At 61.9% G+C, this 26,022-nt stretch carries 23 protein-coding genes; 5 read left to right on the top strand and 18 right to left on the bottom strand.

Annotated elements, in window-relative coordinates; all coding sequences use genetic code 11:
- Window positions 1–351: 351 nt before the first annotated feature.
- From DOM36_RS17095 to DOM36_RS17120, 6 genes are all read right to left on the bottom strand, one after another.
- Window positions 352–1,404, bottom strand: coding sequence for a porin (locus tag DOM36_RS17095; RefSeq protein WP_110643801.1), 1,053 nt, complete (start codon window positions 1,402–1,404; stop codon window positions 352–354).
- 455 nt (window positions 1,405–1,859) lie between these two features.
- A complete protein-coding gene (locus tag DOM36_RS20520) occupies window positions 1,860–2,780 on the bottom strand; it encodes a ProQ/FINO family protein (RefSeq protein WP_232823904.1) in 921 nt (306 codons plus the stop codon).
- A 104-nt stretch (window positions 2,781–2,884) separates the two neighbouring features.
- Window positions 2,885–3,418 carry a dihydrofolate reductase gene (locus tag DOM36_RS17105; RefSeq protein ID WP_110643802.1) on the bottom strand — a complete coding sequence of 178 codons (534 nt, stop codon included), beginning with the start codon at window positions 3,416–3,418 and terminating at the stop codon, window positions 2,885–2,887.
- Complete coding sequence (locus DOM36_RS17110) at window positions 3,415–4,209, bottom strand: thymidylate synthase (RefSeq protein ID WP_110643803.1); 795 nt, start codon at window positions 4,207–4,209, stop codon at window positions 3,415–3,417. Before DOM36_RS17110 ends, DOM36_RS17105 begins: the two co-directional genes overlap by 4 nt.
- 106 nt (window positions 4,210–4,315) lie before the next feature.
- Complete coding sequence (gene lgt, locus DOM36_RS17115) at window positions 4,316–5,128, bottom strand: prolipoprotein diacylglyceryl transferase (protein WP_075571200.1); 813 nt, start codon at window positions 5,126–5,128, stop codon at window positions 4,316–4,318.
- Between the two features lie 37 nt (window positions 5,129–5,165).
- Window positions 5,166–5,957, bottom strand: a complete 792-nt coding sequence (locus tag DOM36_RS17120) for a sulfite exporter TauE/SafE family protein (protein ID WP_075571201.1) — start codon at window positions 5,955–5,957, stop codon at window positions 5,166–5,168.
- 271 nt (window positions 5,958–6,228) lie between these two features.
- On the opposite strand from DOM36_RS17120, the gene DOM36_RS17125 reads away from it, so the two are divergent.
- Window positions 6,229–7,008 (top strand): NRDE family protein, encoded by a 780-nt coding sequence (locus DOM36_RS17125; protein ID WP_075571202.1) that lies wholly within the window; start codon window positions 6,229–6,231, stop codon window positions 7,006–7,008.
- Here DOM36_RS17125 and ptsP read toward each other — a convergent pair.
- Window positions 6,999–9,260, bottom strand: coding sequence for a phosphoenolpyruvate--protein phosphotransferase (ptsP, locus tag DOM36_RS17130; RefSeq protein ID WP_110643804.1), 2,262 nt, complete (start codon window positions 9,258–9,260; stop codon window positions 6,999–7,001). The genes DOM36_RS17125 and ptsP overlap by 10 nt on opposite strands.
- A 132-nt stretch (window positions 9,261–9,392) precedes the next feature.
- Window positions 9,393–9,893, bottom strand: coding sequence for an RNA pyrophosphohydrolase (locus DOM36_RS17135; protein WP_075571286.1), 501 nt, complete (start codon window positions 9,891–9,893; stop codon window positions 9,393–9,395).
- Window positions 9,894–10,317: 424 nt separating this feature from the next.
- On the opposite strand from DOM36_RS17135, the gene DOM36_RS17140 reads away from it, so the two are divergent.
- Window positions 10,318–10,974 (top strand): HAD family hydrolase, encoded by a 657-nt coding sequence (locus DOM36_RS17140; protein ID WP_110643805.1) that lies wholly within the window; start codon window positions 10,318–10,320, stop codon window positions 10,972–10,974.
- A gap of 127 nt (window positions 10,975–11,101) precedes the next feature.
- On the opposite strand, the gene rsd is transcribed toward DOM36_RS17140, so the two are convergent.
- The 8 genes from rsd to DOM36_RS17180 all read right to left on the bottom strand — a co-directional run bounded on the left by rsd (window position 11,102) and on the right by DOM36_RS17180 (window position 20,671).
- The gene (rsd, locus tag DOM36_RS17145; protein ID WP_075571205.1) at window positions 11,102–11,620 is read right to left on the bottom strand and encodes a sigma D regulator; all 519 of its coding nucleotides are present in this window, start codon (window positions 11,618–11,620) and stop codon (window positions 11,102–11,104) included.
- A gap of 49 nt (window positions 11,621–11,669) precedes the next feature.
- Window positions 11,670–12,224: a disulfide bond formation protein B gene (locus DOM36_RS17150; RefSeq protein WP_110643806.1), complete on the bottom strand. Its 555-nt coding sequence runs from the start codon at window positions 12,222–12,224 to the stop codon at window positions 11,670–11,672.
- 128 nt (window positions 12,225–12,352) lie between these two features.
- Entirely contained in the window at window positions 12,353–13,924 is a 1,572-nt protein-coding gene (gshA, locus tag DOM36_RS17155) for a glutamate--cysteine ligase (protein ID WP_232823914.1), read from the bottom strand.
- A 228-nt stretch (window positions 13,925–14,152) separates the two neighbouring features.
- Entirely contained in the window at window positions 14,153–16,531 is a 2,379-nt protein-coding gene (locus DOM36_RS17160; protein ID WP_110643862.1) for a Tex family protein, read from the bottom strand.
- Between the two features lie 277 nt (window positions 16,532–16,808).
- On the bottom strand, window positions 16,809–18,389 hold the full coding sequence (locus tag DOM36_RS17165; protein ID WP_110643808.1) for a phosphoenolpyruvate carboxykinase: 1,581 nt from the start codon (window positions 18,387–18,389) through the stop codon (window positions 16,809–16,811).
- A gap of 212 nt (window positions 18,390–18,601) precedes the next feature.
- Window positions 18,602–19,474, bottom strand: coding sequence for an Hsp33 family molecular chaperone HslO (gene hslO, locus DOM36_RS17170; RefSeq protein ID WP_075571207.1), 873 nt, complete (start codon window positions 19,472–19,474; stop codon window positions 18,602–18,604).
- A gap of 97 nt (window positions 19,475–19,571) precedes the next feature.
- Window positions 19,572–19,964, bottom strand: a complete 393-nt coding sequence (locus DOM36_RS17175) for a S4 domain-containing protein (RefSeq protein WP_075571208.1) — start codon at window positions 19,962–19,964, stop codon at window positions 19,572–19,574.
- A gap of 47 nt (window positions 19,965–20,011) precedes the next feature.
- Entirely contained in the window at window positions 20,012–20,671 is a 660-nt protein-coding gene (locus DOM36_RS17180; protein ID WP_075571209.1) for an HAD-IA family hydrolase, read from the bottom strand.
- Between the two features lie 141 nt (window positions 20,672–20,812).
- On the opposite strand from DOM36_RS17180, the gene nudE reads away from it, so the two are divergent.
- Window positions 20,813–21,406, top strand: coding sequence for an ADP compounds hydrolase NudE (gene nudE / locus DOM36_RS17185; protein WP_075571210.1), 594 nt, complete (start codon window positions 20,813–20,815; stop codon window positions 21,404–21,406).
- Between the two features lie 181 nt (window positions 21,407–21,587).
- Here the strand turns inward: nudE and DOM36_RS17190 are convergent, their stop codons facing one another.
- Together DOM36_RS17190 and DOM36_RS17195 are read right to left on the bottom strand one after the other, a co-directional pair.
- Window positions 21,588–21,950 (bottom strand): hypothetical protein, encoded by a 363-nt coding sequence (locus DOM36_RS17190; RefSeq protein WP_110643810.1) that lies wholly within the window; start codon window positions 21,948–21,950, stop codon window positions 21,588–21,590.
- Between the two features lie 120 nt (window positions 21,951–22,070).
- On the bottom strand, window positions 22,071–23,009 hold the full coding sequence (locus tag DOM36_RS17195) for a LysR family transcriptional regulator (RefSeq protein ID WP_198651316.1): 939 nt from the start codon (window positions 23,007–23,009) through the stop codon (window positions 22,071–22,073).
- 214 nt (window positions 23,010–23,223) lie between these two features.
- Between DOM36_RS17195 and DOM36_RS17200 the strand changes: the two genes are divergently transcribed.
- Window positions 23,224–24,789: an altronate dehydratase family protein gene (locus DOM36_RS17200; protein ID WP_110643811.1), complete on the top strand. Its 1,566-nt coding sequence runs from the start codon at window positions 23,224–23,226 to the stop codon at window positions 24,787–24,789.
- A 128-nt stretch (window positions 24,790–24,917) separates the two neighbouring features.
- Window positions 24,918–25,961: a 2-keto-3-deoxygluconate permease gene (locus DOM36_RS17205; RefSeq protein ID WP_110643812.1), complete on the top strand. Its 1,044-nt coding sequence runs from the start codon at window positions 24,918–24,920 to the stop codon at window positions 25,959–25,961.
- Window positions 25,962–26,022: the final 61 nt, after the last annotated feature.

The raw sequence follows: 26,022 nt of genomic DNA on the forward strand, positions 1-26,022 counted from the left end.
CACCACCCGGTTAGCAAAATACCGGCCGGCGGAAAACGTTGTTATACGACAGACCTGTTACCGGCGCGTGACGCTCCATCATTATCGAACGTCCGCTCAACGAGAGATTACCAGCCCGTCACGGAAATGACATCTGAACAAAGGTCAGGGTGGGAAGTGCCAGACAGGACAAAGGAATGAAACGCAGAGTGAAGGGCGAAGCCGGGCGGTTGCACAGCGATGGGACTATTCAAGGGCTGAAAATGGTTGTCGACGCGCCATCGCCTAATATCTTTCACCCACGAAAAAGCCGGCCCTGAGGCCGGCTTCGTTCGATAGAGTGGCTCAAGCGGCCACTCGCACGGGATCAGCTTAGAAGCTGTAGACGGCACCGACAGCAACGCCGTCGCCTTCGTCTTCGTTACGGTCACGCAGCGCGCCTTCGATGAAGGTGTACATCGCCGGAGAGATGTTGTACGTCACACCGCCGACGATTTCGTTGGCCGTGTCATCACCGTTGAGGTACTCGGAGCCATCATCAGTCTTGATGTACTGGTAGGCACCGTAGACATCACCGAAGCCGTAGCCGTAGCGAGCGCCCAGCGCGTAGAAGTCAGCGTCGGCATCGCCCTGCTCGCTGTCGAAACGCTCGGCCTTGGCAGCCAGACGCAGCGCATCGATGGTGTACTGAGCGGTGATACCGTACTGATCGCCGGACTCGTAAGTTTCACCGTTCGCGTACTGACCATCGTAGTTATCGAGGTCATCATAGACACCCGCGATGGAGAATGCGCCAACAGCGTACTTCAGACCGGTATAGAAAGAAGCGTTGCTGTCATTGCGAATGTTTTCTTCTTCGGCGTCGCCCTTGTACTGGCTACCGACGGCGAACTGCAGGCCAGCCCAGACCGGGGACATGTACTGGAACTTGTCGCCTTCACGGTCGTCGGTGCCGTAGATACTTTCATCGCCATTGAACGGGTCAAGGGCTGCACCACTGGAGTCGCTAACGTCGAAGTACTCGTTGTTGGAGATCGGATCTGCAATCCAGTCATCCATCAGCGGATCCCAGGAGCCCAGACGTGCGTCACCGAAGTTGCCCTTCAGACCCAGGTAGGCCTGGTCACCATCGTTGATGCCACCGTTGGACTTCTCTTCGTCAGCCTGGTGCTCGAACTCGGCCTTGAAGTAGCCGGTCAGGCCCGGGTTGATGATGTGCTGGCCGGAGAAACCGATGGTCGAACCGTTGTCGAAGACTTCGTCTTCGAAGTTACCGCGTTCGTTTTTGACATTTTTGTAGGCAATCTGGATGTTGCCGTAGATGTCGAGCTGCGTGCCGTCCTGGTTGTAGACAGTCGCTGCCTGGGCAGCGGCGGAGGCGCCCAGGGCACCAGCAATAGCAGTCGCTAAGAGCGTCTTTTTCATCGCGATAGGTTCCTTAACTAGCTTACTGTTCGATCGTGTCTGCAGATGCAGTCGGCTTCGGCACCTTCAACCAGCATCGTCACGCGAACGAATGACGGCTGTGGAACTTAGAAGCCTTGTTATTGTCCAATGCTCGCCCAGAAACCTTATACTGGACGTTGGAGGAACGCAACAAGAAAAAAACACTGTTTTCGTTCCCGTCGCGGCGTCTTCTCGCCTCCGTCGCTCTCACCTATGCTGGTGATAACTACGAAGTTGTCGGGCGCTCGCAGCCTAGCCTCGGGCGGTGACAATCCCATGACACCCCACCGCTCGGCAAGGAAAAGCGGTAGAACATTTGACAGCCTGGCGCCAGAACGAGACTAAAGTTTACTGCCAAATGCTCTGGTCTAACGCCAACGGCTGCTGTCGACCTGTCTTCTCCAGCGCGACGTGATGCTCATCCGACCACGTCGCTACTCCTGAGGCTGCTGGCCGTGCTTGGCCAGCAACGCGCCAATCTTGCGATCCAGCTTTTCGGATCGCTGCTGCGTTTCACGCGTTTTCTGTTTTTTCTGCAAGGCCTCCAGCTGCCGCTTGGCGTGCTTGGCTTCCTCTGCGGTGACGGCCTCGCAATCTTCACCGTCCATGCCGACACGCCGCGCATCCTCCCGGACCGATTTCAGATAGCGTGGCAGATGCACGTAACAGGCCAGCGCGCGGCGAACCAGCTTCTCGGGCCAGGGCTCCACTTCACACAATTCGAGATGAATGCCGGTCTTCAACGGCCGCGTGTGGCCCTTGAAGAACGTTTTCGGGTAACGCTTGTACCACTGGGCGAGCAGCGAGTGCGGCGAAGGCGCCTCGTGTTCTGCACCAAACGCCAGCGAGTTCTGTGGCTGCCCGGCATCCGGCATCGACGGCGCAAAGTCCCCCGGCTCCTCGGGTGGGCGCGATTCGAAAGCTAACGTCCCTTCCTCAATCGTCGGGTGCGCGTCGCCTTCGATCTCAGCCCTCTCGGTCAACCGGGTCTCTGGGTGATGCGCAGCCGGCGGTTCGCCTGGCGTCCCGCTGGACGACGATGTCAGCCGCTGCAGTGGCGAAATCGTCTGGCTGGAGCGGCCAGCGGGCGTCTCGTCCAGTTTCGGCCGGGGCCGTCGGAACGCCAGATTACCCAGCCCACGGGCGCGAGTTCCGCCATCCGGATCTTCGTTATGATCGTGCCCCTTGACCATCAAGGGGTCCAGCTCCGCCAGCGCAAGCAGCCGCTCCTTCAGCGCCCGGTTTTCCGCCTCCAGCGCCTTGTAGCGCTCTTTCTCGGCTTCCAAAGCAGCTTGACCCGCTTCGACCTGGTGCTCGATGGCAGCCAGGAGCGCCTGTGTTCGATCCGTCAACACGGCACAACTCCTCTCAAGTCCTCTCAATCGACATCGGGACACGCCGCCGGTCATCCTGACGACAGGCGCTCGATCCCTCTCGGACGCACGCTTCCAGCACAGACTCAGCCAGAACCGAGCCTACGACGATACTGGACGAAAGCATAATCCGGTGATCCCGTCCTGACGGTGCGTTCAGCCTCCTCCCACTCTTCTCGCGTGAAGGCCGGAAAAAAGGCATCACCCTCGAGCTCGACGTCCACCTCCGTGAGATGGAGTCTCGTGGCCACCGGCAGTGCCTGCGCGTAGATCTCTCCTCCGCCCATTACCATGATCTCATCGGCGCCATCGATCAACGCCTGATGATCGGCAAGTCGCAACGCCTCGTCCAGCGAATGGCAGACCCGGATGCCCTCGCGCTGGTAGTGCGGGTCCCGCGTGATCACGATGTTGAGCCGACCCGGCAGTGCCCGGCCAATCGACTCGAACGTCTTGCGCCCCATCACCAGCGGCTTGCCTAGTGTGAGAGATTTGAAGCGCTTCAGATCCTCCGGCAGATACCAGGGCAGGCGATTATCGACGCCAATGACCCGGTTGGACGACATCGCGGCGATCATCGCGATCGGCGTTTCTCGCGTCGAAGGTTTCACGTCGCTCATACGGCAATCGGTGCCTTGATGGATGGGTGGGATTCATACCCCTCGATCGCGATATCGTCGAACCGGAAGTCGAACAGATCATCGATCGCGGGATTGAGCTTCAGTCTCGGCAACGCCAACGGTTCGCGCGACAGCTGCAACCGGGCCTGATCGAGGTGATTGAGATAGAGATGTGCATCGCCCAGCGTGTGCACGAAGTCGCCGGGCTTCAGCCCGCAGACCTGCGCCACCATGTGGGTCAGCAGCGCATAGCTTGCGATGTTGAACGGCACGCCCAGAAAGATATCGGCGCTGCGCTGGTAGAGCTGGCAGGACAGCTCACCTTTGGCGACGTAGAACTGGAACAGGGCATGGCAAGGCGGCAGCGCCATCTCATCGACCAGGGCCGGATTCCAGGCCGAGACGATGTGCCGGCGGGAGTCGGGATTACGCCGAATCTGATCGACCACCTTGGCGATCTGATCGATATGTTCACCATCGGGCGACGGCCAGCTGCGCCACTGATAACCGTAGACCGGACCCAGATCGCCGCTGGCATCTGCCCACTCGTCCCAGATCGTGACGTTGTGCTCATGCAGATAGGCGATATTGGTCTCGCCCCGCAGAAACCAGAGCAGCTCGTGAATGATCGAGCGCAGATGAAGCTTCTTGGTGGTCACCAGCGGAAACCCCTCGCGCAGATCGAAGCGCATCTGCTGCCCGAACACGCTCAGCGTACCGACACCGGTGCGATCGGCTTTTTCAACGCCGCTGTCGAGCACGCGTTGCATCAAGTCGAGATAAGGCCGCATGGGCACGCTCCTTTCCGGTGACGGGCTCGCCACATACGGCAAGCCCGTCAAGACACTTGTTCAAAATTGAGACCGCCAGGAATCCGGCGGCCAAGCACTCGATGAGTCACGCTTGAGCTGCCGGCTGCCCCACGCGAGCGTCGTCGACGCCATTGTGCCGCGACCAGGCGATCAGCGCGATACCGGCAACAATCATCGGCAGTGACAACAGCTGCCCCATGGTCAGCCAGTCGAAGGCGATAAAGCCGAGCTGCGGGTCCGGGCGCCGGAAGAATTCGGACAGGAATCGAAACGCGCCATAGCAGATCAGGAAGAGGCCCGAGATGAAGCCGCGTCGACGAGGCGACAAGGACGCCATCCACAGCACCCCGAACAGCACGACGCCTTCCAGAAAGAACTGATACAGCGAAGAGGGATGGCGCCCCTGCCCGCCCATCCCCGGAAACACGAGCGCCCAGGGGACGTCCGTCACGCGGCCCGGCAATTCATGGTTGATGAAGTTGCCGATACGCCCTGCGCCGAGCCCGATCGGTACCAGCGGCGCGATGAAATCCGTGAGCTGGAAGAACGCCAGACCATGCTTGCGCGCGAACAACAGCGCCGCCAGCAGCACCCCCAGCAGGCCACCGTGAAAACTCATGCCGCCGTCCCAGACCTGAAAGATCCACAGCGGGTTGTCCAGAAACCGATCGAAACCGTAGAACAGCGCATAGCCGATACGACCGCCGAGTACGACCCCCAGCGCGCCATAGAACAGCATGTCGCCGATGTCATCGGGCTTCAGTCCCAGGCGGTCGGCACGTCGACGTCCCAACCACCAGGCTCCCACGAAGCCGATGACGTACATCAGCCCGTACCAGTGAATCTTGAGCGGGCCCAACGAAACGGCCACCGGATCGATCTCGGGGTAAGCCAGCATGCTTTCTCCTTGGCTACGGGATGGTCCAGATCGCGAGTCAGCCAATCATCAGCTTGACCCCTACCACGATCAGCAGGAGGGCAAAGATACGTCGCAGCGTTCTGGCAGGCAATGCATGGGCGACTTTGACGCCGACTCGAGCCATCGGCACGCTGGTCGCCATCAGGCCGAGAAAGGCTGGCCACATCACATAGCCGGTCGCGCCGGCCGGCAGCGTCATCTCGCTCCAACCCACGGCGATATTGGTGACGGTGCCGATCAGCGCGATCGGCAAACCGATCGCCGAGGACGTTCCCACCGCTTCCGTCATCCGGCTGGTGAAACGTGACAGCCAGGGCACCGACATCACCCCACCGCCGACACCGAACAGGGTCGAGACGCCGCCGATCACGGCGCCGGCTGCCGTCATTGGCCAGCGTCGCGGCACTTGCCCCTGAGTCGCGGGCGGTCGCGTCAACAGCATCTTCAGCGCCATCACCACCGCAAAGACACCAAACAGCCGAGTCAGCGCATGACCGGGTAGCGCCGACGCCAGCAGCACACCGAGAACGCCGCCTGCGAGCAGACCCGGGATCATCAGCCGCAGCCAGTCTCGACGCACGCTGCCGCGACGCCAATGCCCCCAGGCCGACGAGGCGCCGGTGACCACGATCGTCGCCAGCGACGTACCCACCGCCAGATGCGCGACGACAGAAGGATCGAAGCCTTGCGCCAGAAAGGTAAAGACCAGCGCGGGAACGATGACGATGCCACCACCGATACCGAAAACGCCCGCCATCAGGCCAGCGGCGGCACCGACCACGAGATAGATCAGGATCGCGGTCAGCATGGAATGCTCCTGGCCTGCTCGATATCGCTGGAGGGGAGCGTGGCACCCATGCGGGTTGGCGCAGCGGCCGGAATGGTGAAGGCTGGCATGAAGCGATCCTGTAGGCGCAAGGTATCGGTTGATGTTGAGAGCGAGAGCCAAAGATCGAACGCCGAAACCGGGCAGAGATTTCGACCGCGGATCGCTAGCATGCTCATGTTACGCTGCCGCCAGGATGGTGTCATGGCACCGTCTCTCGACCGGATCGCTTTGCCAATCAGGAATCCATGCCATGTGCTTGATCGTATTCGACTGGCAGCCTCGATCCGAGGTGAAATTGCGCCTCGCTGCCAATCGCGACGAATTCCACGCCAGGCCAGCCCAGGCACTGCATCGCTGGCCTGACGCCGAACTGATCGGTGGCCGCGACCTGCAGGGCGGGGGAACCTGGCTTGCCGCGACGCCCTCGCGCGTGGCCGCGCTCACCAACGTTCGCCAACCGGGACCGGCCGCGGCACCCGGCGCGCCCAGCCGAGGCGAACTGGTGCGTCAGGCGCTGGAGACCGACGATCCGGTCGCTTGGCTGGAAACCCTGGCCGCGGGCGGCGCCGAACGGTACGCCGGATTCAACCTGCTGCTGATGTCGGGCCATCGGCTGTGGACGCTTCATCACGACCATCGAGTCACCCACTGGCAACTCGTGTCCGCCGGCATTCACGGCCTGTCCAACGCCAGCCTCGACACGCCCTGGCCCAAGCTCGTTCAGGCGCGGCACGCCCTGCAACAGGCGTTGACGGCGCCGGACTGGCGAGTCGACCTGTGGTCGGCCATGCGCGATGCCCGCCAGGCACCGCTCGACGAGCTCCCCGATACCGGCGTCGGCCAGGATCTCGAACGCGTTCTCTCGCCGGCATTCATCGAGGGCTACCACTACGGGACGCGAGCCACCACGCTGGTGACGGCCGCTGCAGGGAACACGATGCTGGAAGAGCAGCGATTCGACCCTGGCGGCGTGCCGGCAGACAACATCACGCGATTGGCGACGCGCGCAACGGGAACGGATCAGTCCTGAGGCGGAAGCAGGTGACCTATCTGCCAATCGTTCAGCCGCTGGCGCAGGTGCGCTCTGACGACCGCGGTGGTCGGCAACGAGAGCGTTTCCGACACCAGCGAGCGCGCATCCTCGATACTGACGCGCCGAATGGCCGCTCGCACCCGAGGCAGGCTGGGCGCGTTCATCGACAGCGCGTCGAAGCCCATGCCCATCAACAGCAGTGCGCCGGCGGGATCGCCGGCCAGTTCGCCGCAGACGGAGGCCGGCACGCCGAGCTGCTGGCTCTCCGTCGCCAGGCGCGCCAGGGCATTGAGCACTGCCGGGTGACAGGCGTCGTAGAGACTGGCCACTCGGGCGTTGTTGCGGTCGACCGCCAGGAGATACTGGGTCAGATCGTTGCTTCCCACCGAGAAGAAATCGACGCGCTCCGCCAGCGCCGATAACTGGTAGAGCGTGGCCGGTACTTCGATCATCACCCCGACCTTGGGCGAGGCGACCTCGATGCCATCCTCGGCGAGTTCCTCGCGAGCTCGCGCCAGCAGGCGCAGTGCGGTATCGACCTCGTCCACACTGGTGATCATCGGCAGCAGGATGCGCAGATTGTCCAGCTCGCGCGATGCCATCAGCATCGCCCGCATCTGCACCATCAGCACTTCCGGGTGATCGAGCGTGACCCGAATGCCTCGCCAGCCAAGAAACGGATTGGCTTCGTTGATCGGGAAATAAGGCAGGTCCTTGTCGCCGCCGATATCGAGCGTTCGCATGACCACCGGCAGCGGTGCAAAGCTGGAAAGCTGCTCGTGGTAGAGGCGGGTCTGCTCCTGCTCGCTGGGGAAGCGCTCGTTCATCATGAACGGGACTTCCGTCCGGTACAGGCCGACACCGCTGACCCGTGGCTTGAGCTGCGCCACGACATCCACCGCCAGCCCCGTATTGACCATGAGCGGCATCTTGTAGCCATCGGAGGTCTCGCTGGGCAGATGCTGCTCGTGCTCGAGCACCTCCGCCAGCGCCTGCTCCTCCTTGATCAGGCGTTCATAGCGTTTGGCCAGTTGAGCATCGGGCCGCACGAACAGCCGGCCCCGGTGTCCGTCGAGAATCGCCGTTGCCCCGTTGATGCGCGGCAGCGGCAGATCGACCATGCCCAGCACGGTGGGAATGCCCATGGCGCGGGCCAGAATGGCGACGTGCGAATTGCTGGAGCCGCGAATCGAGACCAGCGCCGCCAGACGCCCCCTGGGCAGCTCGCCGAGCGTTGCCGCACTGATCTCGTCACCTACCAGAATGGCATTGTCGGGGTAGGTCGATGGCGTCAGTTCATTGCCTTCCTGCAGACGCGCCAGCACGCGGCGCCCCAGATCGCGGATATCCGCCGCTCGCTCGCGAAGATAGCCGTCGTCGACCCGCTCCAGGTATTGCGTATGGCGCCGCACCACATCGGCCAGCGCCCCCGGCGCCCACTGCCCTTCGCGAATCCGCTTTTCGACCTCGTTGCCCAGCGCCGCATCGCCCAGCATCTGCTGATAGACATCGAACAGCGCCAGCTCCTGGGTGGAAATACGGCTGGCAAGGCGCGCGCCGGCCTTGCGGATATCTTCGCGCACGTGGGCCAGAGCCGCATGCAGGCGAACCACCTCGGCATCCGGGTCGGTGGGGATCAGATCGGGAACGCTATCCAGGTCCGCCGGCGGCGCGATCACCACGATCTCGCCGATGGCCATGCCCGGCGATGCCGCCACGCCGGAAAACATCGCCTGACCGTCAGGCTCGGCGCGGCGATTGAGCGTCCCCGATACCAGCGCATGAGCCAGCACGCCGGCCAGCTGCGCCGCCATGGTAACCAGAAACGCCTCGTCGCCCTCGTCGAAGCGACGCTTTTCCTGCTGCTGAACCACCAGCACGCCCAGCATTCGCCGCTGGTGGATGATGGGCACACCCAGGAAACTCGAGAATCGCTCCTCTCCGGTCTCGACGAAATAACGGAACTGCGGATGCGCAGGCGCATCCTCGAGATTCAACGGCTCTTCCCGCTGACCGACGAGTCCGACCAGCCCTTCACCGAGCCGCATCGTCACCACGCCTACGGCCTGGGTTCGCAGGCCAATGGTGTCCATCAGCACCAGACGATCGCGCTCGCGGTCGAACAGGTAGATGGAACAGACATCGGTGCGCATCGCCTTACGGATGCGACGTACCATGGTGGCCAGCGCGGCATCCAGGCTACGGGCGCCGTTGACTTCCTGAACGATGCGGCGAAGAGTATCGAGCATGGGCCTTTTTCTTGTGGGCGAGGAGATCCTCGTGGTGGCTTCGGGTGGACAGCGCCAATCCCCGAAACCTCAACCGGATATCGGCATCAGAATCGGGGAGCGTGGCCCGTGAACTCAAACAGCAGGGTCGTTCTACAGCCTGGCCATTTCCTCCAGCGACAGTCGATGAAAATCTGGCGCCAGCTCCCGCAACGCGCGTCGGTAGACCTCACGCTTGAAGGAGACCACCTGCCCTAAAGGATACCAGTAACTCACCCATCGCCAGCCATCGAATTCCGGCTTGGGGGTGCTATCCACGCAAACCCGACTGTCGTGACAGCGAATTTTCAGTAGAAACCACTTCTGTTTCTGGCCAATACAGATCGGTTTCGAGTGTGTCCGGACCATGCGCCGGGGCAGACGGTAGCGTAGCCATCCTCGCGTACAGGCAACGACATCGACATCCTTGGATGTCAGCCCGATCTCTTCCTCCAGTTCCCGGAAGAGTGCCTGATGCGGCGTCTCGCAAGCATTGATACCACCCTGCGGAAATTGCCACGCCTCCTGTCCCGCCCGACGCGCCCAGAGCAGCTGGCCGTCACAGTTGGCAATGATGATGCCAACGTTCGGCCGAAAGCCATCGGCGTCTATCACAGCGTTCACCTTAGCTCAATCGTCGTTGGGATCATTCTTCCACAAAGCGAGAAAGGGCATCAATACGCCTTAAGCCAACCGGCCATAAAACCTTCACTCAAATCCTTCGGTTGCACCCACTGCCCCATCGGAATCCCGATCGGTCAGGTTGAGGCATAGCTTCATAGGGGATTATCCTCAGGCCACGTTGACGACAGCGGCTTCTCGAGCCGTTGCCGGGATGCGCGCGTGGGCAAAGGGGCGGGAGTTTGCGATACTGCCGAGCGCTCGTATTCATCGCTGAAGCGACAAGCGTTCGACACTGTCGGGAGCTGACTGACAGACCTCTCTGACAAGACTTGTCGAAAAGACCTGGCCGAAAAGACCTGGCCAAAAAGACTTCGACCTACCAAGACGCGCCGCACGCCAACACGGGAGCCCACCTTTGAGCCTGGCCATCTTCGATCTCGACAATACCCTGCTGAGCTGTGACAGCGACCATTCCTGGGGCGAATTCCTGGTGGAACAGGGCGCCGTGGACGGCGAAAGCTATCGCCGTGCCAACGATCAGTATCTGCAAGACTATCAAGCCGGCCAGCTGGATATCATGGCGTATCTTTCGATGGCGCTGAAACCGCTGAGCGAGCATAGCGAGGCGCAACTCAACGCCTGGCACCAGCAGTTCATGGCCTGCAGGATCGAACCCCATATTCTGCCGCAGGGCGAGACGCTGCTGGCGTGGCATCGTCAACGGGGCGATTTCCTGCTGATCGTCACCGCGACCAACCGCTTCATTACCGCCCCCATCGCCGAGCGCCTCGGCGTCGACGATCTCATTGCCATTGAAGCGGAGCGCGAGAATGGGCGCTACACCGGTCGTGTCGAAGGGGTTCCCAGTTACCGCGAAGGCAAGGTCACGCGCGTCATGCAGTGGCTGGACGATCACCCCACCCTGACCCTGGACGACGCCTGGTTCTACAGTGATTCGATCAATGATCGTTATCTGCTGGAGGCCGTGAGCCAGCCGGTGGCGGTCGATCCCGACGACGAGCTCAGAGCCCTGGCGAGTGAGCGGGCGTGGCGCATACTGTCTCTGCGCTAGTCCTCGGCGGCGTTCGAGCGTGGCGAGCCGTGTTCGAGTCAGGCATGGAGGGTTGCGACAGTCTGCCGACGTCACAAAGACCAAGCCCCGACCAGGGCCGGGGCTTCAGGTAGAACGAAAGGCACCATCAGTCGGTGCGAACGGACCGATCGTCAGGCGCCTTCGCCACGTCGGCAGCGGAAGGCGCATGGACCGCATGCAGACGGCTGATGAGCTGGTCTTCCAGCGCGAAGCGCTCTGTCATCGTCGCGCCCAGCTTATCGAGCCAGCCGGGAAGACGGTCGGTATAGCGCTGACAGCGCGCTGGCGTGGCGTACTCGTTATCGAAATCGAGCACCATCTGCGTCGATGCATCGACACGGGCCAATAGCTTGTCTGCCACGTCGAGCGCTTCGCGGTCGTCGAAGGCTCTAGCCTCCTCGCGCAGCTGTGGATAGATCTCGAAATGTCCGGCGCTGATGTAATCCATCAAGGCTTCGCTGAAAGCATCGATGCGCTCTTTCGACACCGCCGAGAGATCGCCATCGCAGAATTCGCGGAGATCGACCAGTGTCACCAGCATGTCGTGGCGCTGGTCCAGCCATCGATCGATCAGCGTATGAACGCCACCCCACCGTTCCTGGGCGGTTTTGCAATCTTCCAGCATGATCAGACTCTCCCTCGTCGCCTGTTTCCCGGGAGGCATCGAACCCGATTCAGGACGCCTGCCCCACCGGTTCGCGAACCGTTTTGCCACTGTAGCGCAATCGGGACACGATCATCATCACCGGAATGATGCCCAGGACGACGAAACCCAGTAGCGTCCATTGCGGCAACGTCACACCCCACAGCGACCCCTCGACCAACGCACACTCTCCGGAGCCGTGCAGCACCCGCGCCATGACGTCCCACAATGGCAGCATGTCCATCATGTAATCCAGACCCGGTCCGCAGCTGGGGACACTATCCGGAGGCAGCGTCTGCAGCCACACGTGCCGACCCGCCACGCCGATGCCACCCAGCACCGCCAACAGAGAGAGCGCCGCGTAGACGAGACGGCCGCCGCGTGCGGGGTTGTGAATCGCGCCGATCAGGAACACGACACCCGCGGATATGACCGCGACGCGTTGAAAGATGCACAGCGGGCAAGGCTCTAGGCCGACGCCATACTGGAGATAGAGAGCGACGGCCATCATGAAGCAGCACATCAAGAGGCCCAGCAAACACCACTGACGAGTACTGGCCTGTGCCATCCAATGCTTGATTTGCATGTCCTTTCCCACTGAATGCCGGCGCACGTTCGCGCCGGCGGTTTTCATCCTCGACGACCGCCGGTCACGAGTACGTTCGACGACAGTCGATCCTGGGTACGCTCGATGAACGCCAATGGTTCACTGACTCACGTCGCCGACCGAGGTTCCCTCGCCCGCTGGAAATATTCGGCGAGAAACTGGCCGAACGAGAGCCTGTCTTCGGCTTCGATGTCATGCTGCTGTTGATGCGATGTCTCGACCAGTTGGGAAAACAGTTCGGCGCGCGCCTCGTCCATCGGCGTCGAACGCCAGTGCTGCGCCTGCTCCTTGGCCAGATCGGCAATGAAATCCGCCCACTCGCCACCATGCGCCTCCAAGGCACGCAGCATCTGCGCGGAAGGCGTCAACTCGGGGTCATCCAGGCGCGGGGCAATGGCGGCAATCGCGGCAACATGAAGATCGTCTCCCTCGAGGGTATCGAGCAATTCGGCCACCTTGCGCATGCCTTCGATGATCTCGTGGCCGCGAACACGCAGCGACACCCGACGATCCCCGATCTGCAGCTCGAGCGCCGGATCGCGCCCCTGCTCGACGACCAGCCGGCGATTGTCGTCCAGGCGGTCGCACTCCTCGTCAGGGATCCAGGGGCTATCGGAAAGCAGGCACCAGAGCAGGAAGGTATCCATGAAACGCATCTGCGGCTCGTCGATCCCCAGCGGCAGAAACGGGTTCAAATCGAGACAGCGCACCTCGATATATTCCACGCCGCGCGCTTCGAGGGCCTGAGTTGGCGTCTCGTCATGTCGCGCCACGCGCTTGGGCCGAATGTCACTGTAATACTCGTTCTCGATCTGCAGGATATTGGCACTGAGCTGCCGCCATTCGCCATCGACATCGACGCCGATCCGGCGATAGCCAGGCCATTCGGTCGAGATCGCGTTGCGCAGCGTCCCCACATAGTTGGAGAGCGAGTTGAAGCAGATCTTCAACTGCTCCTGCACCTTGTTCTGATAACCCAGATCGGACATGCGCAGGCTGGTGGCGTAGGGCGCATAGAGGGTCTTGTCGCCCAGCGGCTTCAGCTTGTCGCAGCGGTCATCGCCGCCCTCTTCCCCCAGAAAGCTCCGATCCAGTGCCGGCGAAGCACCGAACAGGTAGAGCAACAGCCAGCTGTTGCGACGGAAGTTGCGAATCAGGTCGAAGTAACGCGTCGAACGGAAGCCCTGCAGCGACTCCTCCTGGCGACCTTCCATTTCCTGCAGCATCGGCCAGATATCGTCCGGCAGCGACACGTTGTAATGGATTCCGGCAATCGACTGCATGATGCGGCCGTATCGCGCGTCGAGCCCCTTGCGGTACACATACTTCATGGTACCGACGTTGGACGTGCCATAATCGGCGATCGGAATACTGTCGTTACCCGCCAGCCGCGCCGGCATGCTGGCCGGCCACAGCCACTCGTCATCGAGCTTGCGGTAGGTGAAACGCACCAGATCGCCCAGAAACGAGAGTGCATCGGCGGGACGACAGTAAACCGGCGTGATGTACTCGAGCAGCGCTTCCGAATAATCGGTCGTGATATGCGGATGGGTCAGCTTGGAACCGAGCGCATGCGGGTGAGAGGTCTGCACGATGGCACCCTTCGCATCGACGCGTAGGCCTTCCTTCTCGATGCCACGGCGCAGGCGACCCAGCAATCCCTTGCGGGCCGGCGCCATCAGTTGGCCAACGTTCTTGGCGAGTTGATCAGACACGCTCAACACCTTATCTCGTTGGAGGAGCAGCACTCCCCCGTTTGTCCGTGCGTCGACGAGGCGGCCGGGACTCGTTCCTGTCCGGTCCGCCTCGAGCAAAATCTCATTATGGAGGCGGCGATAGCACTTTCAAGGCTAACGACTTCTCCGTCGACGCCATTCCCGGCGACATGTTCGACGCCGCTTCCGACGCTATGTCCGCCGCTGAGCCTTGCGCAGCGCCTCGGCCATCGCGCCACCTGGCTGCGCAGGCTGACGGTCGCCGTTGCCCTGACGCGCTTGACGACCCCGATTCGCTTCGCCACCCCGCGACTGGCCGCCGCTCGATCGACGCTCGCCCGCTGGCGATTTCTCACCCGCTGAGTCACTGAGCCGCATCGTCAGGCCGATGCGTTTACGGGCCACGTCCACCTCCATCACCTTGACCTTGACGATATCGCCGGCCTTGACCACCTGGCGCGGATCGTCGACGAACTTGTCGGCCAGTGCGGAAATATGCACCAGGCCATCCTGATGTACGCCGACATCGACGAAGGCCCCGAAGTGGGTGACGTTGGTCACGACCCCTTCCAGCAGCATGTCGGGCTCGAGATCACCAAGCTTCTCGACCCCCTCGCGGAACGTTGCCGCCTTGAATTCCGGGCGCGGATCGCGACCGGGCTTGTCGAGTTCCGCCAGGATATCGATCACCGTCGGCAACCCGAACGTCGCATCGATTCCCAGCGCGTCATCGACGTAATCCGACGGTTTGAGTGACTTGAGATAGCGGCTATCCCCGATCAGACCGCCCAGCTCACGCCCATTGCGTTCGGCGATGCGCGCCACCAGCGGATAGGCTTCCGGATGCACGGCACTGGCATCGAGCGGATTGGTGCCGCCCATGATGCGCAGGAAGCCGGCACACTGCTCGAAGGTCTTGGGCCCCAGTCTGTCGACGCTGAGCAACTCCTTGCGAGTCCGAAACGGGCCTTCGCGATCACGCCGCGCGACGATATTGTCGGCCAGCATCGTGCTGAGGCCCGAGACTCGGGAAAGCAGCGCACTGGAGGCGGTATTGAGATCCACGCCCACGGCGTTGACGCAGTCCTCGATCACCGTTTCGAGACTGCGGGACAGGTTCACCTGGGAGACATCGTGTTGATACTGCCCCACGCCGATCGACTTGGGGTCGATCTTGACCAGTTCGGCCTGAGGATCCTGCAGCCGGCGGGCAATCGATACCGCGCCACGAATCGAGACATCGAGATCGGGAAACTCCTTGGCCGCCAGCTCCGACGCGGAATAGACCGACGCTCCGGCCTCGCTGACCATCACCTTGGTGAGCTGGCGCCGCGCCACGCGCTTGACCAGTTCGGCTGCCAGCTTGTCGGTTTCGCGGCTGGCGGTCCCGTTACCGATCGCCACCAGCGACACCTCATGGCGCTCGACCAGCGTGACCAGGGTGGCCAGCGCCTCGTCCCAGCGCTTCTGCGGCGCGTGAGGGTAGATCACCGCTTCCTCGAGGAAACGCCCGGTGGCATCGACCACGGCAACCTTGCACCCGGTACGCTGACCCGGATCGAGACCCAGCGTCGTACGCGGTCCCGCCGGTGCTGCCAGCAGCAGATCCTTGAGGTTGGCGGCGAAGACATCGATCGCTTCCTGCTCGGCGCGCTCTCGCAGCCGACCCATCAATTCGGTCTCGAGATGCGTGTAGAGCTTGACGCGCCAGCTCCAGCGGACCACTTCTTTCAACCACCGAGAGGCGGCCTGCTCGGCCCCCAGATCGATGCCGACATGACGCGCGATCGCTACCTCGGCAGGATGAATCGGCGCGTCGTCTTCGCCGGCCATGGCCAGCGAGAGCGACAGCACGCCCTCCTTGCGCCCTCGAAACATCGCCAGCGCCCGATGTGAAGGCGTCTTGGCGAGACCTTCGTCGTGCTCGAAGTAATCCGAGAACTTGGCCCCTTCCGCCTCCTTGCCCTTGACCACCCGGGCGCGAAGCTGGCCGTCTTCCCACAGCCGTTCCCGCAGGCGACCGACCAGTTCGGCCGCTTCGCTGAAGCGTTCCATCAGTATCTGCTTGGCCCCGTCCAGCGCGCTCTTGGCGTCCTCGATGCCGTGGCCAGCACCGGTAGCGCTATCGGCAAACGCCGCCGCTTCGCGCTCCGGGTCGAGACTCGGATCGCTCAGCAGCCGGTCCGCCAGTGGCTCCAGTCCCGCCTCGCGAGCGATCTGCGCCTTGGTCCGACGCTTCTTGCGGTAGGGAAGGTAAAGATCTTCAAGGCGCTGCTTGGTGGTCGCCGAATTCAGCTCGGCGCGCAGCATCTCGGTCAGCTGGCCCTGCTCGTCGATCGCCTGCAGGATCGCTTCGCGGCGTTCTTCCATTTCACGCAGGTAGCGCAGCCGCTCTTCCAGCGCCCGTAGCTGGCTATCGTCGAGACCGCCGGTGACTTCCTTGCGATAGCGGGAGATGAACGGGACGGTGGCGCCGCCATCCAGCAGTTCGACAGCAGCACTGACCTGAAGCGGGCGAACGCCGAGTTCTTCGGCGATCAACGCAATGATTGCGGTTTGGATCTTGGACATGAAAACCATCACGATGGGTAGGATCGCGCCACGTTAGCACACCGGCGCGAATGGCTCACACCTCGACGCTGCCGGCGTGCCGGAAACCGGACGGGGATGACCGATGGTCATCCCCGTCAATGGCTGCCGTGCAATCGTCGGACGTGACGACTCAAGGTTTTCGATCCGGCACTTCAAACATCAGCGATCGGGCTATCAGCGCCGGCGAGCAGGCTGGCCGCCTCATCCTCGAGGCTGTCAGCGTCCCCATCGGCGCTATCGGCAGCGTTGTCGCGTGCTAGAGCACCTGCGGACCGGCCGCCAGGATCGCCGTATCGACGTTATCGAACTTGGTGAAGTTGGCGGTAAACTTGGCCACCAGCGCATTCATCTGCTCGCGGTAGGCTTCCTGATCGGCCCAGGCGTCGCGAGGGTCGAGCAGTTTGGCATCGACACCCTCCACCGCCACCGGAACGTCGAGATTGAGACCGTCGATATGACGGGTCTCGACATTTCTCAGGTCGCCTTCCTGAATCGCGCGGATGATGGCGCGGGTCGTCGGAATGCTGAAGCGGCTGCCGCCCTGGCCGTAGGCACCGCCGCTCCAACCGGTATTGACCAGGTAGACGCGGGATTCGAACGCCTCGATACGCTTGATCAGCAGCTCGGCGTATTCATGTGCCGGGCGCGGAAAGAAAGGCGCGCCAAAGCAGGTCGAGAAGGTCGCTTCCAGGCCGCTGGTGGAGCCCATCTCGGTCGAACCGACCTTGGCGGTGTAGCCGGATAGAAAATGATAGGCCGCCGCTTCCTTGGTGAGCAGCGACACCGGGGGCAGCACGCCGCTCATGTCACAGGTCAGAAAGATGATCGCGTTAGGCTCGCCGGCACGATTCACCTCGATGCGCTTGTCGACGAACTCCAGCGGGTAACCGGCACGGCCGTTCTGGGTCAGGCTGTCGTCGGAGTAGTCAGGCACCCGATCCGCCTCCAGAACCACGTTTTCCAGGACGGTGCCGAAGCGAATGGCATTCCAGATGATCGGCTCGTTCTTGCGCGATAGATCGATGGTCTTGGCATAACAGCCGCCTTCGAAGTTGAAGACGGTGCCCTCGCCCCAGCCATGCTCGTCGTCGCCGATGAGGTAGCGCTCCGGATCCGCCGACAGTGTCGTCTTGCCAGTGCCGGAAAGGCCGAAAAACAGCGTGGTTTCACCATCTTCACCGACGTTGGCGCTGCAGTGCATCGGCAGAACGTCCTTCTCCGGCAGCAGAAAGTTCTGAACCGAGAACATCGCCTTCTTCATTTCGCCCGCATAGCGCATGCCCGCCAGCAGCACTCGGCGCCGTGCGAAATTGATCATCACGGTGCTTTCGGAGCGGGTGCCGTCGCGCTGCGGATCGCAGACGAAATCGGGCGCGCTTAGCACCGTCCACTCGCTCTTGTCCTTAGGATTCCAGTTGTCGGTACGCACGAAGAGATTGCGCCCGTAGAGGCAGTGCCAGGCCGTCTGCGTGACGACGCGGATCGGCAGGTAATACTCCGGATCGGCGCCGACATGCAGCTCCGAAACGAAAGTATCGCCGCCCGCCAGATAATCCTCGACCCGCTCCCATAGCGCATCGAAAACATCAGGGCCGATTGGACGATTGACCTGCCCCCAGTCGATCAGATCCGACGTGGAGGGCTCCTCGACAATGAAGCGGTCCAGGGTAGAGCGTCCGGTACGCGCTCCCGTCTCCACCACCAGTGCACCATTGGCGGCCAGCACGCCTTCTCCCCTGACAAGGGCATATTCGACCAGCTCGGCGGTGGTCAAATTGGTGTGCGCTTTGGCGGAGCGGGAATCGCCGGCAGCCTGGAAGGCTTGAGAGGTGGTCATTGTCCAATCCTGGGCGCTAAGGCCTCTGTTCGTGTTTTATCACAGCGTCGAAGATCCGCCGTCCCGGTGACATCACTCTGGGACAGGCGACCTCGGCGTCTGGCGGGCGAAAAAGGATCGCCATTATGGCAAAAAGCGCCCGGCGCGCAAACGCCGAACGCTCGATGTCAATTCCGCCTTGATCGAAGCCCGGCTACCACCGAGCGCCGGTATTAGTGCAGCGTCGGCGACGGCGCCTGCGGGGAGTCGATGATCGCCTCGATCTCTGCCGCACTAAAATGGTACTGCGTATGACAAAAATGGCACTGCGTATCGATGGCTTTCTGCTCATCCAGAATGCTGCGCAGCTCGTCGGCCCCGAAAGTGTGCAGGGCGTTGGCGATGCGCTCCCGCGAGCAGGTGCAGCCGAACGCCAGAGGCTTGGGCGTGAACACCCGGGTGGTCTCTTCATGGAACAGTCGATACAGCACGTCCTGCGCCGGCAGCGTCAGCATTTCCTCGGCAGTAATCGTCGCGGCCAGGTGAACGACGCGATCCCAGGCGTCGGGGTCACGATTGGAGGCGTCGTTCGGTAACTGCTGCAACAGCAGGCCAGCGCTGCGCTCGCCATCGGCGCTCAGCCACAGGCGAGTGGCCAGCTGCTCGGACTGCGCGAAGTACTCTTCCAGGCAGCCCGCCAACCGGTCGTGCTCCAACGCCACGATGCCTTGATAGCGATTGCCTTCGGCAGGATCGAGCGTAATCACGATCTGTCCGTCGCCCACCAGTTGGCGCAGCGTCGCATTGTCGGCAAATACCTGATTCTCGTCATAACGTGCGATGGCCCGCAGCTGCCCGCCGGGACTGGATTCGGCCATCAACACATCGACGCCCTGCTTGCCCCGGATTTCCAGGCTGACCGTGCCATCGAGCTTGACGGTCTCGGTCAGCAAGGCAACCGCGCTCAACAACTCACCCAGCTGATATCGAATCGGCTCGGGGTAGTCCTGACGCTCAAGCACTTCCCGGTAGGCGGTCTCCAATTGCACGATCTCGCCGCGTACGTTGGTGTCATCGAAGAGGAAGCGCTGAATTTCATCGTTCATCAATCGGATCTCGTCGGATGCCGGACGAATCGCTGACGCTCGTCCGGCCATGGCAGAAGGGATGTCGGAAACCGTTCAAGGCGCAGGCGCCGAACGTTCAGTCGTCGCCGTGCTGGCGCTGGAAGCGGTGAATATCACGACGTTGGCGTTTATCGGGGCGCTTGATCGGCGGCTGCATCAGTTGATTGGCCAACTTCCGCTGGTGCGCCTCGCGCGCGCGACGATCGATGCTGTCCGGCGTCTCGGCATAGAGTGCCTGAGCCTCGGGGGCGCCACGGCGTTGATCCGACAGCGCCAGGACTTCGACGGTCGCATGATCCCAGCCTTGCGGCACCTCGATCAGCGCGCCGACCTCGACGGCCCGGCTGGTTTTCACACGGCCGCCGTTGTAGCGAACCTTGCCACCCTCGATCGCTTTCTTGGCCAGCTGGCGCGTCTTGAAGAACCGCGCAGCCCACAGCCACTTGTCGATACGTATCGTTTCACTCATGGGTCTGTTACCTCGACCTGCCTAGATGGGGGCCGCTGGTCCCGGGTTCAAGCCGGCGTTGCAGGCATCAGCGACGCGAAGCGCTCGACGACGGTAAACGTCGGATGCTTACACCCCGGTTTGCGGCTGTCGGGCTGATGAATGCCCAGCAGATGGCGGATGCCGTAACGCTGCGCGCTGCCCAGCACCTCGGTGTTGTCATCGATGAAGAGGCTCCGCGCAGGGTCGAACGGATGCAGTCCCTGCATGGCGTCCCAGAATGCCGGCTGCTCCTTGGGCACACCGACATCCGCCGACGACACGATGCGATCGACGTAGCGATCCAGCCCGGTCAGCGGCAATTTCAGCCCGAGGCTCTCACGATCGGCGTTGGTCGCCAGCACGACCTTCACCGGCGCCGCCTTGAGCCACTCCATGAACGCCAGCGCATCGGCGCGCCAACCGATCAGGTGCGCGACCTCGCGTTTGAGCGCGACGATATCCACCGATAGCTCGCGACTCCAGTGCGCCAGGCTGTACCAGTCCAGCGATCCACGGGCATCGAGGATTCGCGCTTCCAGCGCCGAGCGGTGCGCATCATCCAGCCGATGCAGCTCGACGTAGCGACGTGGCAGGTGCTCGAGCCAGAAGTGGCTGTCGAAATGTAGATCGAGCAAGGTACCGTCCATATCCAGGAAAACGGTATCGATCGTGTTCCAGTCGATCATCGGAGAATTCTCGGCCGTCAGGTGAAGGAAATCCTCTCGCGGAACGCCCCTATTCTCGCCAGGATGCATCAGGGTCATTTCCCACGAGGACAAGCGTCGATTATTGTACCCAGTGCAACCCGCCCGATGCACGGAGGCCGCATGGTGCCGACAGACTCTCCCTCGAAATCCTCGATCAAGCCGGCGATTCTCGCCCGGCGCAATGTCGCCCAGAGCGAACTGTTCGCCATCGAATCGCTCGACCTGCGCTTTGCCAACGGTGCGGAGCGGACTTTCGAACGCTTGAAGGGCAAGGGCCGCGGTGCGGTGATGCTGGTGGCGATGCCGGATCCGGATCACGTGCTGCTGATTCGAGAATACGCGGCGGGCTTCGACGAATACACGCTGACGCTGCCCAAGGGGCTGGTCGATCCCGGCGAAGATATCATCACGGCAGCGAATCGGGAGCTGATGGAAGAGTGCGGCTATGGGGCCAACCGCATCGAACCACTGGTGGAGCTGTCACTGGCCCCCAACTACATGAATCATCGCATCCAGGTGATGCTGGCCAGCGATCTCTACGAAAGACGCCTGGAAGGCGACGAGCCCGAACCGCTGATCGTCGAGACGCATGCCATCGACGACATCGTCGGGCTATTGGCTCGCGATGACTTCCACGAGGGTCGTGCCATTGCGGCGCTGTTCATCGCTCGCGAGAAGCTGCGCAGCGAGCGTGAATCGGAAAGCTGGTGGTAGGTTTGTCACTTTCACCCAGGTAAGACCTACCATGTTCCCTCCGAATCCATGCTTCGAGTCCGTGCCTCGAAGCTCCCGCTTTGAATTCGTGCCTTGAAAAACGACGATCGCCCCGCTCAGCGGGGCGATCGTCGACAGTAATGCCAGTTTTCGGAGCCTCTATCGCGAGACTTCAAACTGCTTAGTTGGGGTTCACATCCTGCGCGGAGTCGACGCCGTGGTTGTTTTCCATATCGTCTTTCATGGCACCCTTCGCGGCAGAGGTATCCTGCGCAGTACCGCCTTCGGCTTTCAGGCTGCCCGGCTGCGTATTGGCAGAACCGGTCTGCGCGTTGTCAGTGTCGGGCAGGTTGTTCTCGGTCGGGAGCGAACCGCTAGTGTCGCCGGCCGCAGTACCACCCTGTGCTTTGGTCGTGTTGTCTCCGGACTGGGTGTTGGCCGAGCCGGTCTCCGGGCTGACGCTGGGCGCCTGATCCTGAGCAAAGGCGCCTGCCGTCGGAAGAGCGATGAGTGCGGCAAAAATGGCGGCGTTGACTTTTTTCATTTGAATCCTCCGTAATTCATCCTGATTCGCGACACGGTCCCAGCAGCCATTGCCAATGCTGCTTGTGTCACGTCGACTTGCCTGAGCAATCTATACAAAACCTAGACAACAATTCGTCAGTTAGCAAATCTTGCCGCCAGATTGTTCCTCGCTGTCGTAGCATTCGATAAATCGTCGCGCGACCGGCGACAGCTCTCGATCCCGGCGCCAGAGCATCTCGAAAGCGGGATTGCGCGTCTTGAAGCAGTAGCTCACCCGAGCCAGATGGCCCCGCTCCACCTGCTCGCGCGCAATCCGCTCTGGCAGCAGCGCCAACACTCCCTTGTCTCGCTCCAGCATCGCCAGAATGGCATATGTGGACGAAATCTCGATCGCCTGCACCGGTTGCGATAGACCGGCGGTCACGAACTCCTGCTCCAGCATTCGCGGCATGCTGACGGGATAGACAATCCACGCCTGTCTGGCCAGCGTGGTGAAATCGGGCTGCCCGACCTCGACCAGCGGGTGTCCGGGATTGGCGACCACCCACAGCGGCTCGGGAAAGTGGCCGTGGCATTCGTAGTCGCCCGGGCGCCGACCGAAGTTGGAACGACACAGCGCGACATCGATCCGCCCCTGGTCGAGCAGACGCAACAACCCTTCGCTCGTATCCTCGATGACCTGCAGCGACAGCGACGGCTGCTCGGCACGAACCTTGACGATGGTCTCGACGATCGCGGCGATGGCACCCATCGTGCCGCCCACCGCCAGATGGCCGCCGTAGCCCTGCTGTATACCGATCATCTCCTCGCGCAGATGCGCCACGTCGGTCTGAATCAATCTGGCGTAGCGAATTACGCAACGTCCCAGATCGTTGGCTTGCAATCCTCGCGCGCTTCGCAGGAACAGTGGCGACCCCAGCGTCGACTCGATCTCGTTCAACGCGCGTGTCGCGCCGGGCTGGGAGATAGCCACCTGCTCGGCGGCCTTGTGAATGGAGCCGCACTCGTCGAGCGCCATCAATAGACGCAGCTGGCGCAATCGCAGGCGCGACATCAACGTTTCCAGCGTCGGGGGCATCGACGAATCCTCTCGCTCACGATGTGACTAGAAATAAGACTTTGGCCGAATGCGCCGTCGTTATCACTCGATCAGTAACTCTCAGTAGTGCATTGCAGAGCGAGCGGATAGGGTGTGGCTACCAGCAATATCCTAATAAACCGCTGATTATAAACGACTTTAAGTCTAAAGTCGCATAGACCAAAGTGGCACCAGCCGCTCGAGGAGCCGATTCATGGCACTGATCGACCATACCACCGAGGCACCCGCCTCGATCATTCGCCTGCACGAACGCGATGATGTCGTCATCGCACGCTTACCGCTACCCAAGGGGACCGAGGTCCTGCCGGGCATCGTCCTGACAGGAGCGGTGCCCGCCGCCCACAAGATCGCCGTCCGGGATCTTCGGACGGGAGACATGATTCGCCGCTACGGCCAGATCATCGGCCGCGCCACACAGCCCATTGCACCCGGTGACCATGTCCATGTTCACAATCTGAGTATTGGTGACCTCGAAGGTGCCGGACACGAACAGGACTATGCCATCGGTAGCGAGGTAACGCCCGTCGAGCGGATTTCCCCCACCGCCACGTTCATGGGTATCCAACGCACGGATGGCCGAGTCGCCACACGCAACTACATCGGCATTTTGACCTCGGTCAACTGTTCGGCAACGGTCGCTCATGCCATCGCCGATCATTTCCGGCGCGACGTTCACCCCGAAGCAATGGCGCCCTATCCCCACGTGGATGGCGTGGTCGCCCTGACCCACGGCGTCGGTTGCGCAGTGGCAGCGGATGGTGAGGCGCTGCAGATGCTGCAGCGCACGCTGGCCGGATACGCGCGCCATGCCAATTTCGCCGCCGTGCTGGTCATCGGCCTGGGCTGCGAAACCAATCAGATCGATGCCTTGATCGAGTCCCAGGGCCTCAAGCCGGGCCCCAAACTGCACCCTTTTACCATCCAGCAGATCGGCGGCACCACCAAGGCCATTGCCGAAGGCATACGGCACATCAAGCAGCTGCTCGGCGAGGCCAATCAGGTCGAACGCACGCCCTGCTCGGCCGAACATCTGCGGGTCGCACTGCAGTGCGGCGGCTCCGATGGCTACTCCGGCATTACCGCCAATCCGGCATTGGGCGTTGCCGTCGACCGGCTGATCGCCCATGGGGGCAGCGCCGTGCTCGCCGAGACACCGGAAGTCTACGGCGCCGAGCATCTGCTGACACGTCGGGCAGTCAGTCCCGCCGTCGCCCACAAGCTGATCGAGCGTATTCATTGGTGGGAAGAATTCTGCCGCGTGCGTGGTGCCTCGCTAGATAACAACCCCTCGGCCGGCAACAAGGTCGGCGGGTTGACCACGATCCTCGAGAAATCGCTGGGCGCCGTGGCCAAGGCTGGCACCACGCCGCTGGTCGAAGTGCTGGAATACGCCGAGCCGATGCGCGAACGCGGCCTGGCCTTCATGGATTCTCCCGGATTCGACCCCGTTTCGGTCACTGGGCAGGTGGCCAGCGGCTGCAATCTCATCGCGTTCACCACCGGCCGTGGCAGCGCGTTCGGCTGCGCACCGGTGCCATCCATGAAGCTTTCGACCAACACCGCGCTGTGGCGTCATCAGTCGGATGATATGGATATCAACTGCGGCGCCCTGACCGACGGCGACGTCAACCTGGAACAGCTCGGCGAGCAGATATTCCAGCGCTTTCTGACATTGGCTTCCGGCGAGCGCAGCCAAAGTGAACGCCACGGCTACGGGCAACAGGAATTCGTGCCCTGGCAGATCGGCGTCATTACCTGAATTCAACGCCCTTCCGCTACTTTTCGTGCGCGATTTGGGCTTCCGTTTGTCAACCAGGCTTTTCGCTCTTAAATCAGCGGGCGCCGTCGCTGACGGCGTCTGATCATGATAGGCATGGAGAAAATCGCATGTCGGCTCCTGTATCTCGCATCCCCATCTACGACACACTCAATCGTATCCCCGGCGGCCTGATGATCGTGCCGCTGATACTCGGTTCGATCGTGGGTACACTAGCGCCCTCCGCGCTGGAGATCGGTAGTTTCACGACCGCGCTGTTCAAGGATGGCGCCATGGCCTTCATGGGCCTGGTGATCTTCGCCACCGGCATGCAGATCACTCCACGCAATGCCGGCCCCATTGTCGGTACCGCCAGCGTCATACTTTTAACCAAGAGCCTGATTCCCGGTGTTCTGATCGCGGTGCTCGGTTTGACCACAGGTATGCACGGCCTGTTCGGCATCTCGATTCTGGCCATGCTGGCCGCGATGGATAACAGTAACGGCGGTATCTGGCTCGCCTTTACCGGACGCTACGGTGATCAACGTGATCGCGGCGCCTACATCGCCAGCGCGATCAATGATGGTCCGTTCTTTACCCTGATTTTGATCGGAGCATCGGGGCTGGCAGACATTCCTCTGGAAGTCTTCATGGCCGCGATCATTCCGCTATTGCTGGGCATTCTGGTGGGCAACCTCGATCCAAAATGGACCGAGGTTCTGCGTCCGGTACCGGAGATGGTGATTCCATTTTTCTCCTTCGGGCTCGGCACCGGCATCAATCTCACCGATGTATTACATGGAGGCATTACCGGACTGGCGCTGGGCTTGATCGTCGCCCCTTTTACCGGAGGACTAGTCTATCTAGGCTATCGATACCTGCTGAAACGCGGTCCACGTAGCGGCATCGGCTTCGCCGCTGGAACCACTGCCGGTAATTCCATTGCGACGCCAGCGATCGCTGCCGCGGCCGATCCTTCGCTCCAATCCTATGTCGGCGTCGCAACGACCCAGGTCGCAGCCTGCGTACTGGTTTCCGCCCTGATGGCACCAGCCATCGCCTCGTGGCTGCTCAAACGCAACGGCGAGCTGCGATCACCGGAAGACACACGAAAGGAAGTTGCGGAAATCGGCGATGCATCCAACCTGGTGCGGTCTGAGGCAATCATGAAGTGACCGTTCTGGATACCAGTGCCCCAAACGATTCGAGCCAGCGCATTCGCTGGCTCGATCCATT

The organism is Salinicola sp. CPA57 (genome assembly GCF_003206035.1).
GTDB classification, from domain to species: Bacteria; Pseudomonadota; Gammaproteobacteria; order Pseudomonadales; family Halomonadaceae; genus Salinicola; species Salinicola socius.